Annotated in this window: 10 protein-coding genes; 6 read left to right on the forward strand and 4 right to left on the reverse strand. The window is 42.9% G+C overall.

The window, feature by feature from the left end:
- Positions 1-59 precede the first annotated feature (59 nt).
- Positions 60-944, forward strand: coding sequence for an RAD55 family ATPase (locus V7O62_RS10355; RefSeq protein WP_406656247.1), 885 nt, complete (start codon positions 60-62; stop codon positions 942-944).
- Positions 925-2,127, forward strand: coding sequence for a radical SAM protein (locus V7O62_RS10360; protein WP_406656248.1), 1,203 nt, complete (start codon positions 925-927; stop codon positions 2,125-2,127). Before V7O62_RS10355 ends, V7O62_RS10360 begins: the two co-directional genes overlap by 20 nt.
- Before the next feature lie 6 nt (positions 2,128-2,133).
- Here the strand turns inward: V7O62_RS10360 and V7O62_RS10365 are convergent, their stop codons facing one another.
- Positions 2,134-2,691, reverse strand: a complete 558-nt coding sequence (locus V7O62_RS10365) for a hypothetical protein (protein ID WP_406656249.1) — start codon at positions 2,689-2,691, stop codon at positions 2,134-2,136.
- Positions 2,692-2,924: 233 nt separating this feature from the next.
- Between V7O62_RS10365 and V7O62_RS10370 the strand changes: the two genes are divergently transcribed.
- Positions 2,925-4,223 carry a tryptophan--tRNA ligase gene (locus tag V7O62_RS10370; protein WP_406656250.1) on the forward strand — a complete coding sequence of 433 codons (1,299 nt, stop codon included), beginning with the start codon at positions 2,925-2,927 and terminating at the stop codon, positions 4,221-4,223.
- Between the two features lie 19 nt (positions 4,224-4,242).
- Positions 4,243-5,721 (forward strand): phenylalanine--tRNA ligase subunit alpha, encoded by a 1,479-nt coding sequence (locus tag V7O62_RS10375; protein WP_406656251.1) that lies wholly within the window; start codon positions 4,243-4,245, stop codon positions 5,719-5,721.
- Between the two features lie 10 nt (positions 5,722-5,731).
- Here the strand turns inward: V7O62_RS10375 and V7O62_RS10380 are convergent, their stop codons facing one another.
- Positions 5,732-6,853 carry a DUF362 domain-containing protein gene (locus tag V7O62_RS10380; RefSeq protein WP_406656252.1) on the reverse strand — a complete coding sequence of 374 codons (1,122 nt, stop codon included), beginning with the start codon at positions 6,851-6,853 and terminating at the stop codon, positions 5,732-5,734.
- A 228-nt stretch (positions 6,854-7,081) separates the two neighbouring features.
- Between V7O62_RS10380 and V7O62_RS10385 the strand changes: the two genes are divergently transcribed.
- Both V7O62_RS10385 and V7O62_RS10390 read left to right on the forward strand, forming a co-directional pair.
- On the forward strand, positions 7,082-7,576 hold the full coding sequence (locus tag V7O62_RS10385; RefSeq protein WP_406656253.1) for a PEF-CTERM sorting domain-containing protein: 495 nt from the start codon (positions 7,082-7,084) through the stop codon (positions 7,574-7,576).
- Positions 7,577-7,917: 341 nt separating this feature from the next.
- A complete protein-coding gene (locus V7O62_RS10390) occupies positions 7,918-12,543 on the forward strand; it encodes a fasciclin domain-containing protein (protein ID WP_406656254.1) in 4,626 nt (1,541 codons plus the stop codon).
- 91 nt (positions 12,544-12,634) lie between these two features.
- Here V7O62_RS10390 and V7O62_RS10395 read toward each other — a convergent pair whose 3' ends face one another.
- Together V7O62_RS10395 and V7O62_RS10400 are read right to left on the reverse strand one after the other, a co-directional pair.
- The gene (locus V7O62_RS10395; RefSeq protein WP_406656255.1) at positions 12,635-13,384 is read right to left on the reverse strand and encodes a DUF166 domain-containing protein; all 750 of its coding nucleotides are present in this window, start codon (positions 13,382-13,384) and stop codon (positions 12,635-12,637) included.
- A 24-nt stretch (positions 13,385-13,408) separates the two neighbouring features.
- Entirely contained in the window at positions 13,409-13,966 is a 558-nt protein-coding gene (locus tag V7O62_RS10400) for a DUF531 domain-containing protein (protein ID WP_406656256.1), read from the reverse strand.
- Positions 13,967-13,969 lie beyond the last annotated feature (3 nt).

Below are 13,969 nucleotides of genomic sequence, written 5' to 3' on the forward strand. Positions count from 1 at the left end.
TCAAAAACCGGATCCGATTAATCCATTATCCGGTTTTCAATTCTTTTTTCTTTATATTTTTGAGATTCTCAAGGAATAAGTTATATTGCATAAGAGCCATTAATATAATTATTCTCGAAACTAATCTGTCGAGGTTTCAAATGGCTCGCGTACCTACAGGGATTCCCGGATTTGACGAACTTATAGAAGGAGGCTTCATAGAAAATGATGTAATCCTTCTGATTGGCGGACCTGGTGCGGGTAAATCTACTTTTGGAGCACAATATCTATATGAGGGAATTACCAGCTATGATGAGCCTGGGGTCTATATCACCTTTGAGGAAACACCTGCCCGTATCATGCGTAATATGTGGAGGCACGGCTGGGATCTTGAGAGACTTATCAAGGAAGACAAGCTCCGGATAATCCGGGCTGATCCTATCGCCTATGGCAGGTATATCGAAAAGAACAGGGACCCTGATTCCAATAAGGAAACCGATACCCGTACAATTGAAACTGTTTTGCGCCAGATATATGCTAATGTACAGGAGATAGGAGCCAAACGTCTTTTTATTGATTCCATGACCTCACTGAAGATATCGCCTGATCCGGTTAATGTGAGGTATATCATTCTTGAATTCATCAAGAATATTGAAAATTTTGATTGTACTACCCTGATTACGAGTGAAATGCACAGGGAAACTGATCACTTCACTGTTGAGGAGTATCTTGCCGAAGGAGTTATTTGCCTTAAGGTATTCAGGATTGGCGGAGAAAGGATCAGAGCTATCGACATACTGAAGATGCGAGGCACCAAACACGATGAAGTACTCCGCCCGTATGTGATGAGTGATCATGGAATATTCGTTTACCCATCCCAGTCTGTTATAGGCAAGGAAGCAGATGTTTTCTCCACCGAGATATTTAGCTCCAGAGGAACATTGGATGAAACAGAACTTCGCTGATTCACAGGACGAGAAAATTACATTGCTTTCAATACCGGGACTTTCTATTAAGATGGATAGAACAGAGGATTTTATACAGTTGAAGGCAACCGGTGGCCTTCATAAGGCATGTAATCCTTTTCTTAACAGGATAAATGAAAGATTGAAAGAGGAAAAGCCGGCTCTGGTCACAGACGAGCAGGTAATTGCATCTACATGGCTGCCGCCCATTCCCAGTAAAGCTTTCAAGAGACTTCTTATGGCTGAGACCCAGATAACCCTGGGCAGATATATTCCCGAAACCGTTTCTTTTGAGATCACGCGCAACTGCAAATGCGACTGTGAACATTGTGTTGTAAGTGGCGGCGAAGGTGATCTTGATATCGATACCATGAAGCATGCTATCGATGACGTGCTTGATATGGGCGCAATGGTCATCGTATTCACAGAAGGTGATCCCATGCTGCGTGAGGATATCTATGAACTCATCGACTACGTGGACAAGGAACGTGCTATAGTTAACATGTATACTCCCGGCACGGAAATGACTCCGGAGACTGCACAGCGTCTGAAGGAGGCTGGTCTCCATAACCTGTTGGTGAGTATATATTCGACTGAACCAGCAAAGCACGATGCCGTACGTCGTCTTGACGGTGCGTTCGAGATGGCTACAAATGCCATGAAAATGGGACTTGAGGCTGGTCTTCTTGTAACTATGGCTACACACGTTTCTCCTAAAAATATAGGGGAACTGCCTGCAATGTACGAACTTGCGAAGGAAATCGGAGTACATGAGTTCTCCCTCTGGGAATCCGTGCCCAAGAAGAGAGGGGACGCTATAATCACTGAGGCTGACAGGAGAATCGTACTTGATATGTATCACCGCACCAACTCTACTAAAGGAGGACCAAGGATTTTCTCTAACTCTTATTTCGAAGGAGAAATGCTGGGCTGCATGGCCGGGCAGCGGTGGTTGCATGTATGTGTGGACGGTGCGGTCAAACCCTGCCCATACATCCCGTTCAGTTATGGAAACATACAGGAGCGTTCCATGAAAGATATCTGGGGTAAGATTCGCAAGGATAAGACATTCAGGGGACAACGTAGTACATGCCTGATGCAGGAAACCGAGTATCTAAAGCTTGTTGACAGGATACCGGAAGGTGCCTCGAAACCTTATGATATCGAAAAGATAGAATCCTGATATTCTTCATCTACTTTTTTTCACTTGTTGGAAATCATTTGTATCAAGACTTTCCAGCAGTTTTTTGTTTTGCCAGTAATACCCAAGCATGATTACAGTCATTATGAATGCCATGTAATGGATATTTGAGAAAACATCAGGCCATATATGGTTGAACACAATGATCAGAAGGATACCAAGGAACCACATAAGGATAGAGTTGATAAGTGAAGCTTTTGAGGGGTCGTATTTCCTGTTCAGATGGTAGATCAGCTCCCATCCTGTTAAAAGACCGGTTAGTTTTGACGGCTTTGCGCTCTGGGAATTTTCCATAAGCCGCATCATCTTTTTTTTATTAATACTGTATGATTTTCTATAATTAGCAACTGAAAAGATCATAGTGAGCAGCAAAGCGGCATAACCATATTGCCAGGGGAGGATAAGGAACAATAACAACGAAAAAAACATCATAATACCTATAATTGCAGGCAGATAACTTTCCTTATACTTACGGGCTGAATACATATTGAATATGGTGATTGAAGCAAAGAACAATGCTCCAATATGAAAAATAGTAATGTCCATTATTGAATCCTCATTGTTGAATGTTAATGGTTAGGTCTGGTTGTACAAAATAATTATGTCATATATGATTAAAATTTGAATGTATTCCATCTAAATAAGGTTTAACTATAAAGGATGCTCGCAGGGTCGCAATAAGAACCTTTACATATCACCAGGTGTTTTTACTAACAATTTCATTGACAGAAAAAATGATATGTTCTATTCCGAACATCTGATCATACAAGAGGCTCTATATGAATATGAAGATCAACCCATGGAGTGCACTGAATATTGACGATTATTCCAAACTATTCGAGGAATTCGGCATTCTTCCTTTTGATCAACTGCTTCCTGAGATAGCAGATCCCCATAGATACATGCGTAGGAAGATCATCTTTGGCCATAGGGGATACGATCTCATAACAGATGCAATGAACAACGGCAAGCCATTTTCGGTAATGAGCGGTTTCATGCCTTCCGGAAAGGTACATCTGGGCCATAAAATGGTGATGGAAGAAATAATATGGCATCAGCAACAGGGAGCTGACGCATTTGCGGGCATCGCCGACAGGGAAGCACATTCAGTAAGGGGCATGTCCTGGGAAAAGTGCAAGGATATCGGTGTCAATGAGTACATAGTAAGCCTCATTGCACTTGGTTTTGAACCACAGGGACATATATACTTCCAGTCGGACTCGGAGCAGGTCAAGGACCTCGCATTCGAGCTGGGTTCAAAGGCCAACTTCTCGGAATTGAGTGCTATTTATGGTTTTACGGGTGAGACAAGTGTCTCCCATATGCTCAGTGCAGTCACCCAGAGTGCGGACATACTGCATCCCCAACTTGAGGACTTTGGCGGTCCCAAGCCTACAGTAATTCCCGTAGGTGCGGATCAGGACCCCCATATCCGCTTAACACGCGGACTTGGTCATAAGATGAACATGTTCAAGATCGAGGGGCGTGAAGATAAGAATGGCAGGAGTTATTTCAGCATACGGGGCAAGGCAGCACCTGAAGAAGCACTGAAAGAGCTGGGAGATCGCATACCCGGCAGAACAAAGATGTTCGAAGCTCATGTTGATGTGTTCGATCTTGATAACTTCGAGGAACTTCTGAGAATTGTCAGGGAGGTCGAACTTGAGTTTGGAGGATATGCATTTGTACCTCCGTCTTCAACTTATCATCGTTTCATGTCCGGGCTGCAGGGCGGGAAAATGTCAAGCAGTGTTCCTGACAGTTATATATCACTTACCGAGGATCCCAAGGGAGCTGCCAAAAAGGTCAAGCGGGCAAAGACCGGCGGCAGAATGACACTTGAGGAGCAGAAGAAGCTGGGCGGTGAACCTGACAAATGTTCTGTCTACGAACTGCTACTATTCAATCTCATTGAAGATGACCAGGAGCTTGCGCAGATATACAATGAATGCGTTAGCGGAGAGAAAGTTTGCGGAAACTGCAAGGCTCTTGCAGCAGAAAAGATGGAAAAGTTCCTGAAAGAGCATCAGGAACTGCGTGAAGTCGCAAAAGACAGGCTTGATGAATATGGATTATAAGATTATCAAGGTGTAATGTATGGTTTCGGATTATAATCTCACACCCAATGAGAAGAATGTGCTGATAGCACTGGATGAACTGAAAACTGCAAGTCCGGGAGAACTTGCAAAAGAAGCGGGGATGAAGGTAGAAACCGCGATGCAGGCTGCTTTCCTATTGGATGATAATGGGCTGGCCAAGGTGGATGAAATCGTCATCGAGACCTATGAACTGACCGGGGAAGGAAAGAAATATGCGGAGGAAGGACTTCCCGAGAGGCAGATAATCGATACACTCTCAGAACCCATGGCTATGGATGGACTGAAGGAGAAATTCTCTCCTGCAGTAGTAGGTATAGCTACTGGCTGGCTGCGTCGTAAAGGATGGGCAAATATCGAAAAAGGAATGGTCATACCCACAGGGAATGCAGTAGTTGGGGATGATGAGGAGGTTCTGGCTAAGTTCAAAGGTCAGGCAAGGACTGTTGAAGAACTGGAAGTCACTGAGAACCTCATGAAAGATATGCTCAAACGTAAACTCGTAATAAAGATAGAGGACAAATGCAGGTCGGTGAGCATTACACCTGAGGGAATTGAAGTCGTTGCTTCAGGGATCGAGGTAGTGGAAGAAGTTGCCCAGATTACATCAGAGATGCTCAAGAGCGGCCAGTGGAAGAATATGAAGTTCAGATCATATAATATCCAGACTCCTCCCCGGCAGATATACGGGTCCAAGATTCACCCTTACCAGCGTCTGATTGACCAGATGAGACGTATCTTCCTTGATATGGGCTTCACTGAAATTAAAGGTGAGATCGTGCAGAGTTCATTCTGGAACTTCGATTCCCTGTTCCAGCCACAGGATCATCCTGCAAGAGAGATGCAGGACACATTTCACTTAGACAGCACTTCCGAGCTTCCTCTGGATTACAAGGACAATGTCTGTGCAATGCATGAGCATGGAGGAGATACTACCTCCACAGGATGGGGTGGAAAATGGAGTGAGGAGATTGCCTGTAAGAATGTGCTGAGGACTCACACAACGGCACTAACGATAAAATACCTTGCAGACAATCCGGAGCCTCCTGTAAAGGCCTTCTCCATCGACAGAGCCTATCGCCGCGAGACAATTGATCCTACTCACACTCCCGAGTTCGAACAACTGGAAGGAGTTGTCATGGATAAGGACATGTCCTTTGCGAACCTGTTGGGATGTCTGAAGGAGTTCTATCACAGGATGGGATTCGAAGACGTGCGTTTCAGGCCCGGATATTTCCCCTATACCGAACCAAGTGTAGAGCCCGAGGTATATGTGGATGGCCTGGGTTGGGTTGAACTTGGAGGTGCAGGAGTATTCAGGAAAGAAGTCACGGAACCTCTGGGAATCAAGTATCCGGTACTTGCATGGGGACTTGGTGTAAGTCGCCTGGCAATGCTCAAACTAGGTCTTAAAGACCTGCGTCTGTTGTACCAATCAGATATTGACTGGCTCCGCAAGAGTCCTGTGTGTCAGCTCTGATTTGTTTTTTCTAAGTCCCTGTCACAATTTTTGCAAGCAGGGACTTCTTTACTGTTACTGCATCTTCCGGACACAATTCACGGCAACAGTAACAAAGGATGCATTTTTTATCATTGATTCGGAGATTACCATCTTCATTTTCAATGGCTTTTGCAGAACAGTTCATTATGCATGCCCCACACTGGATACATTTTGAAATATCGATACGTGGCCTGACTGTGAACTGCTCTCCGAAAAATCTGATCATAAAAGGTGGGAAATTATATATGATCCCGGTGCTGGAAGGCTTGTAATTTATTCTTACGTTTTCAGGTAAAACTCCTATTGTTTGAGGTTTCTTGATGCCAAAACCTCTCTCAAGGGCCGCTTCTGTTGTGGGAATTTTCTGCGGATCAAAGCCAATCATGGTAGCAGCTACTATGTCCAGGGATACGCAGTCCCTGCTTGCCAATATAAGACCAGTAGGTACCGGTGTTCCATGAGACGGACCGTTTCCTTCCATCCCAACGACGGCATCCATGATAGCAAGATGGGGTTTGGCAACGGAATACAGGTCGATAATACCCTCACCAAAAAGTTTCCTTTCGGCAAGCAGGTGCATCTCCTTGCGAGTCTTTAGCGGCAATGCGCCAAACATGTTCTTGACTGCACCTGTGTAATAGGTGAGTTCATGGGTCTTGAGCTTGGGAAGTGAAATGATCACGTCAGCTTCCATAACTGCTTTAGAAACAAAGAGTCTGGAGAAGTGTCTGGCTTCCGGAACATCCACTTTTACAAAACCTGCTGTCTGAAAATTGATTAACTCAACTCCTGATTCCTTTGATACTGCTTCGATTCCTGATTCCCTAAATGCATCAGCAGTTGCACCTGGATGAGTCATTCCTGCCCCATCTCCGATTACCGGTATTCCTCCGGCTTTCTTAACAAGTTGGCAAACTGCAGAAACAATTGAAGGATGGGTTGTGACGGCATCTTCAGGTTTATGGGCTCCAAGGACATTAGGCTTGAGTAGAACCCGATCACCCTTGGAAACAATGGCTGAAAGTCCTCCTATAAGTTCTACCGATTGATTTACTGCTTCAAAGGAATTTGAATAATCACTGCATCTGACTATGGAAACCCGGTTGTCCATGCTAGTATAATCGAATTTGCCAGCAAAATAGTTTTTTGACTCTATGTTGTCAGGATTTTCTTGTAGATATTTCTTCCATTTAAGGTAAAGCACAACCATCACATCATAATTATGACTTTTGAAGTCATTTAGTAAATGTTATAAACATGAAGGGGAATAAAATTACGTAACTATACTCTGTAAATATGGTATAAATTAAGCTTTAGTACATAGGAGAGGTGGTACGTAATGAAAGGAAATATATTGACTATGCTTATTGCCACAAGTATTCTAATGCTTGTGACCTCAGGGATTGCAATGGCAGCACCTCCTGGGCCTGTTTCCTCGCCAATAGAGTGGACTGGGCAGGGCACAGACTCGGATGAGGATTGCGAAGATGAAAATTTTGAGGGAGCCCCGGGAATCCATTGGGTTGTCAACGGGCACATGGAAGGCACAACTGACAACTATTTACTCACGATTAATGTATCTGGAGAAGTAGTAGAGACTGCAACCCCATTTAAGATATCAGGAAAAGTAGTACATTTCTACACCGATTATTATGAGTTTGATGATCTGGAGGCAACTTTGACGTTCACTGGGACAATGGCTAAAAATCCACAATTTGTCATATCTCACTACTGCTCAGGCAACGACACTGAAATTCCGGAATTCCCTACAGTTGCACTTCCAATAGCAGCAGTTCTTGGTCTGGCATTCCTGCTCCAGCGCAGAAAGGAGTGAATTGATTCATTCCTTTTTAATCTCTTTTTTGAAGAATTTGTTTTTGTAGTGATTTTCGTCATAGGTAAGATTTTTTGAAGATGGTTAGATAATACTGAATATTTAACATCTATTATGAGTATAAAAAAATAAAATAAGTACTTATCAGGGTATGCTAAAGAACGTCTCTAATTGCTGTTTTATTTTTCATTGTCTCTTTTTAAAATTTAAAGATATAATTCACTGTACTAATATACTCTCTTTTGTTTTCATTAAGTCAAATAGTTATTATTGTTTCGCAAAGCGCATATGTCAACAAAAAGACAACGTTTAGTGACTACAATATAAGTAGGTGGTACGATATGAAACAAAGAATACTTTTGATGACAATAGCTATTGCCATCTTGTTCACGGGACTTGCGAATGCAGCCTGTTATCTTAATGATGTGCAGGATGATAAGAGCGAGTTTGAGGGTTATCTGAATGTAAGTTTAGAAGTAAACGATGAGGTAACCCCTTTTACCGCTGAAATGGAACTGACAGACGATACACTGCTCTTTTTCCCTAATGCGGAAATCAGCAACGTACTGTTAAATGTTCCAATGGATCAAATAGCAAGTGTAACTGACAGTGAAGGAAACGAGCTTTCAGTAACAACAACAAGTGAAGAAAACCCATTTGAGAATTTTTCAACGGCAATTGCTGTGGGGGATAATAGTTCAAGTCCTATCACAATAACTTTTGAAGATACATGGGATGGAACATTTCCTGAAAATGATGCCGGCTACCCAGTTGCTGTGGAAATTCAGAACATAGGGGAGAATGATGGTGATAGTGCCTGGGTTTCTCTTGGATTCTGTGAAGAAGGAGAAATGAATGGTGAAACTACAGATGCTAATGCCACCGATGCTAATACGACTGATGCCAATGAAACAGATGAAGAAGTCGTAGACACTACCCTGATAGGTGATGATTTTGTTGAGACTAACGAGGTTGATATCACAGAATCCGGCTATAGTCCTTCCAAGATTCTCATAACTTCTGGAGATGGCGTCACCTGGGTTAATACAGATGACCAGAGTCACACCGTAACAGCAAAAGATGGTTCATTTGACTCAGGTCCAATAGAACCTGGTAGCATGTACAGCGTTCTTGTCAGCGGTACTGTTGAGTACACATCAACTGGAGAGGAAGATACTTACGAAGGTCTTATTTCCACTGGAGAGGGTGTAACTGATGAAGTAGTAACTGAAGAAACTACTACTGATGACAATGCAACCGAAGAGGACATGGCTGACAACGTAACTGAAAATGATACGGCAGATAACGTAACTGAAGAAGACATGGCCGACAACGTAACCGAAGAGGATACGGCCGACAATGAAAGCGTCGACACCGAAAATGTTACCATTGCCACTACAGTAGCTGACACTGAATCATTCGGAACTCTCTTGGTAGCTTTAGAGACTGCTAATCTGGTTGACACATTGGATAGCGAGGGTCCATTCACCGTCTTTGCACCAACTGATGAAGCCTTCGATAAATTGCCAGAAGGTACTGTTGAAGCACTTCTTGCAGACGAAGAAGCCCTTAACAGTGTACTGACCTACCATGTAGTCTCAGGAGAATACAATTCCAGTAGTATTGTTGAACTGGATAACCTTACAACTGTTCAGGGAGAGAACGTAACCATCAGCGTGGTAGATGATACGGTTATGATCAATAATGCAACGGTAACTACTACAGACATTGAAACCAGCAATGGTGTCATACACATTATTGATGAGGTATTGATTCCACCTTCAATGGTAGAAGAAATGGACAATATGACTAATGCAACCGATACCAATACCACTGACGCTAATGTAACCGATACTAATGTAACCGATACTAATGTTACTGATGCTAATGCTACGGACACTAATGCCACTGACGCTAACGCGACTGATTCCAATGAAACAGACGAAGAAGTCGTAGATACTGCCTTAATAGGTGATGATTTTGTTGAGACTAATGAGGTCAATATCACAGAATCCGGTTATAGTCCTTCCAAGATTCTCATAACTTCTGGAGATGGAGTTACCTGGGTTAATACAGACGATCAGAGTCACACTGTAACAGCAAAAGATGGTTCCTTTGATTCCGGTCCAATAGAACCTGGCAGTATGTACAGCGTTCTTGTCAGCGGTACTGTTGAATACACATCTACTGGAGAGGAAGATACTTACGAAGGTATCATTTCTACTGGAGAGGGTGTAACTGATGAAGCAGTAACTGAAAATGATACGGCAGACAACGTAACTGAAGAGGACATAGCTGACAACGTAACTGAAAATGATACAGCAGACAACGTAACTGAAGAAGACATGGCTGATAACGTAACCGAAGAGGATATGACCGACAATGAAAGCGTCGACGGAAATGTTACCATTGCCGCTACAGTAGCTGATACTGAATCATTCGGAACTCTCTTGGTAGCTTTAGAGACTGCCAATCTGGTTGACACATTGGATGGCGAGGGTCCATTCACCGTCTTTGCACCAACTGATGAAGCTTTTGATAAATTGCCAGAAGGTACTGTTGAAGCACTTCTTGCAGACGAAGAAGCCCTTAACAGTGTACTGACCTATCATGTAGTCTCAGGAGAATACAATTCCAGTGCTCTTGTCGAACTGGATAATCTTACAACTGTTCAGGGAGAGAACGTAACCATCAGCGTGGTGAATGATACGGTTATGATCAATAATGCAACGGTAACTACTACAGACATTGAAACCAGCAATGGTGTCATACATGTTATCGACGAGGTATTGATTCCACCTTCAATGGTAGAAGAAATGGACAATATGACTAATGCAACCGATACCAATGTGACCGATGCTAATGCCACCGACGCTAATGTGACAGAAACCAACGTGACTGATTCTAACGTCACCGAGGATAATGCTACAATATGCTACCTCAATGTTGTCGAGGAAAACAAGAGTCAGTATGAAGGTCAGTTGAATGCCACTGTAGTAATTGACACAGAAACAACACCTTCAACAGCTCAGTTGGATCTGACAAATGATACCAAGGAAGCATTCCCGAATTCAACTGTAAAGACCATTCTACTCAATGTTCCAGCAGACCAGATAATCAATGCAAATGATTCAGCCGGAAATGAATGGACTGTAACTGATATCGAGGAAATGGAAAATCCATTCGGTTTCTTCCTGACCATGCTTACTACCGATGAAGAAGAGCTCAATCCATTCGGTGATTTCCAGACGATGATAACAGTAAGCGACAGTTCCGAGAATGCAACAGGTCCGGCTACCATCTACTTTAACGAGACTTGGAATGGCACACTACCGGAAAATGAAGATGGTTATGTGATTGCAACAGATGTCCAGAATGTGGGAGAAGCAGGAAATGATAGTGCCTGGATCACTCTTGGATTCTGTGAAGCAGAAAATGGAATGATGCCACCAGCAGATTCAGTTGTTATGGAGAACACAACTTGTTACTTGAATGATGTAGAAGATGCCAAGAGTGAGTACGAAGGTATCCTTAACGCAACTCTTATGGTCAACAATACAGCTACTCCTTATACAGCTGAGATTGAAATAATGAATGAAACGATGGCAGAGTTCCCGAATGCTACGATCAATACCATTCTTCTTAATGTACCTGGTGACATGATAACCGACGTTATAGATTCCCAGGGTGAATGGACAATACTTGATCAGGGTGAAGGAGTTGTCCTAATGAGGACTTCATCGAATACAAACGAGACTGCAAATGGTCCGATAACAATTTACTTCGATGACGCCTGGGATGGCACGTTCCCTGAAAATGAGGATGGATATAAGATTGCAGTAGATTTCAGAAACATTGGGGAAACGGAAGATGACAGTGCATGGGTAACCTGTAGTGATGATCTGGTTGAACAGACTCAAATGAATGGAAGCCAAGCTGTTGCAACTACAGAGATAGATGGGCTGGTTGAGACCAATGAGGTAGATATTACCGAATCTGGCTATAGCCCATCTAAGATTCTGATAGCTTCTGGTGATGGAGTTACCTGGGTTAATACAGACGACCAGAGTCACACCGTAACAGCAAAAGATGGTTCATTTGACTCAGGTCCGATAGAACCTGGCAGTATGTACAGCATTCTTGTCACCGGTACTGTTGAATACACATCAACTGGAGAGGAAGATACCTACGAAGGTCTTATTTCTGTAGGAGAGGGTGTAACTGATGAAGCAGTAACTGAAGAAACTGCTACAGATGACAACGCAACCGAAGAGGAAATGGATGATAATGAAAGTGTTGACACCGGAAATGCTACCATTGCAGAAATAGTGGCTGACAATGATTCATTCACAATCCTCTTTACTGCTCTGGAAACAGCTAATCTGACAGGCACACTTAACGAAGAAGGTCCTTTCACTGTCTTTGCACCAACAAATGAAGCCTTCGAAAAACTGCCAGAAGGTACTGTTGAAGCACTTCTTGCAGATGAAGAAGCACTGACCAATGTACTGACTTATCATGTAGTCTCTGGGGAATATAATTCCAGTGCTCTTGTCGAACTGGATAACCTTACAACTGTTCAGGGAGAGAATGTAACCATCAGCGTGGTAAATGATACGGTTATGGTCAATAATGCAAATGTGACCGGTGCAGACATCGAAGCCAGCAATGGTGTGATACATGTCATCGACGAAGTATTGATTCCACCTTCAATGGCAGAGGAAATGGCCAGCATGAACAATGCTTCAGACACGGACATGAACATGTCTAATATGACCAACGCTTCAGATATGGCTAACATGACTAATGCTTCAGACATGAATGCCACGGATACTTCAGATATGGACAATGAGAGCACCAATGATTCTGAGAATATGACTGAAGATTCAGAGGAAAATGGGACTGATATGGAAGAGAACATGACCGAAGACATGGAGGAAGATTCAGAAGAGAATATGACTTCATAAAATTATAAAATATAGGACTAATCGAGAGGTAATAAAAAATAGCTTACCTCTCTGTTTTTTTCAAGCATTACTTGACATCTATTTTTCTGCATTAATGGGCATTCTCCATTGCTTCTTCAACACTTTTCCTGATTATGTAACCTGCTTCATGCAGGATGGTATCTCCTATCTGCGGGTCTCTTTCCATACTTGCAGTACATGGATATGAATGGTGGGCGCCAGATATCGTTTCTTTATAATCTTTGATATCTGACCACTTGAGTTTCTTTGCAACGAACCATGTGGAACCGCATGGTGCATCCCTGAGAACTTCCGTATGGGTGAAAATATCGTTCTCTTTGTTCAACTCTATCTTCAGCAGGGGTTTCCCAAAGCCTAAATTCACGAAAGCATCTATTGATTCTTTTCCTGTTAGCTCCAGTGCACAGAAAGGCTTTGGGCACTCACATTCGATTCCTCTTGATTCCAGTTCTTTTTTCACCTGTTCTGCCAGTCCTGTAGGTGTGAGTCTGGAATCATCGATTGGAATAATGACACCTTTTGCACCAGATTTTTCCGCAATTTCAGGTATTGCCATGAGAATATCAGGATTAAGATCGATGGCAAGGATGAGATCACATTCAGGAACTTCTTCAGGCATATATTCCATGGGTTCTTCTACAAAATCCGGCAGGTCTGTCCGCAATTCAAAGATACCTGTGATGATATTTGCGAAACTTGCACGAGATTCCCTGCAATGATCACATAAGTCCCCACAGGACACACAAAACCTGTCAGAGTTGATAAGGTTACCAATCACTTTTTTTCCGAAATCCCCGGAATAAAAAATGTTAAGACGCATGTTAGGAGATGTCGGTATCAAATATTAATTAGGTTTCCCTTGGATACTGCCTTTCTGCTCTCCTGCATGAACAAGTCCCATAAGATAGGCTGGAATACATCCTATAGCTGTACATGTTTCAAGGGAGACACCATTACCAGTGATGTCGAGATGCTGTGGGACTATTTCAAAGAGGTGTTTTGGCAGGCCCTTGTGACCAAGACCTACGAGCAGCAAGAATGACCTGTTATGCAGAATTTCATTGGCCAGTGCTTCCGGTGTAACAACATGCTTTTCATCTGGTTTTGAAGACGTCACCACCACTGTCCCGAACTGGGACTGGAAACCTTTCTTAGGTAATTCGAAAACAAAGAGTTTTCTTTTTTCGTGCAGCAAGCGAAGAAATTTTCCGGATTCGCCTATTGTAGTCTTATCAGCTACATAATCTACAAGCTCATCTGGTGTCATTTTGAAGGGAAAATCAAACAAGGCAAGAGAAAATCCAAATGCATAACAGATGGGTGCAGCCCTTGCAATAGCCCTGTAGTGGGCATCCAGTACTTTGATCTTATCATATGTGTTTACTATTCCAAGGGTAAGCATTTT

The organism is Methanolobus sp. ZRKC2 (genome assembly GCF_045291185.1).
Classification (GTDB): domain Archaea; phylum Halobacteriota; class Methanosarcinia; order Methanosarcinales; family Methanosarcinaceae; genus Methanolobus.

Bases quoted from the DNA above. Each gene is read 5' to 3' on its own strand.
- V7O62_RS10360 (WP_406656248.1), top strand. From the start codon at position 925: ATGAAACAGAACTTCGCTGATTCACAGGACGAGAAAATTACATTGCTT.
- V7O62_RS10365 (WP_406656249.1), bottom strand. From the start codon at position 2,691: ATGGACATTACTATTTTTCATATTGGAGCATTGTTCTTTGCTTCAATC.
- V7O62_RS10370 (WP_406656250.1), top strand. From the start codon at position 2,925: ATGAATATGAAGATCAACCCATGGAGTGCACTGAATATTGACGATTAT.
- V7O62_RS10375 (WP_406656251.1), top strand. From the start codon at position 4,243: ATGGTTTCGGATTATAATCTCACACCCAATGAGAAGAATGTGCTGATA.
- V7O62_RS10380 (WP_406656252.1), bottom strand. From the start codon at position 6,853: ATGGACAACCGGGTTTCCATAGTCAGATGCAGTGATTATTCAAATTCC.
- V7O62_RS10385 (WP_406656253.1), top strand. From the start codon at position 7,082: ATGAAAGGAAATATATTGACTATGCTTATTGCCACAAGTATTCTAATG.
- V7O62_RS10390 (WP_406656254.1), top strand. From the start codon at position 7,918: ATGAAACAAAGAATACTTTTGATGACAATAGCTATTGCCATCTTGTTC.
- V7O62_RS10395 (WP_406656255.1), bottom strand. From the start codon at position 13,384: ATGCGTCTTAACATTTTTTATTCCGGGGATTTCGGAAAAAAAGTGATT.
- V7O62_RS10400 (WP_406656256.1), bottom strand. From the start codon at position 13,966: ATGCTTACCCTTGGAATAGTAAACACATATGATAAGATCAAAGTACTG.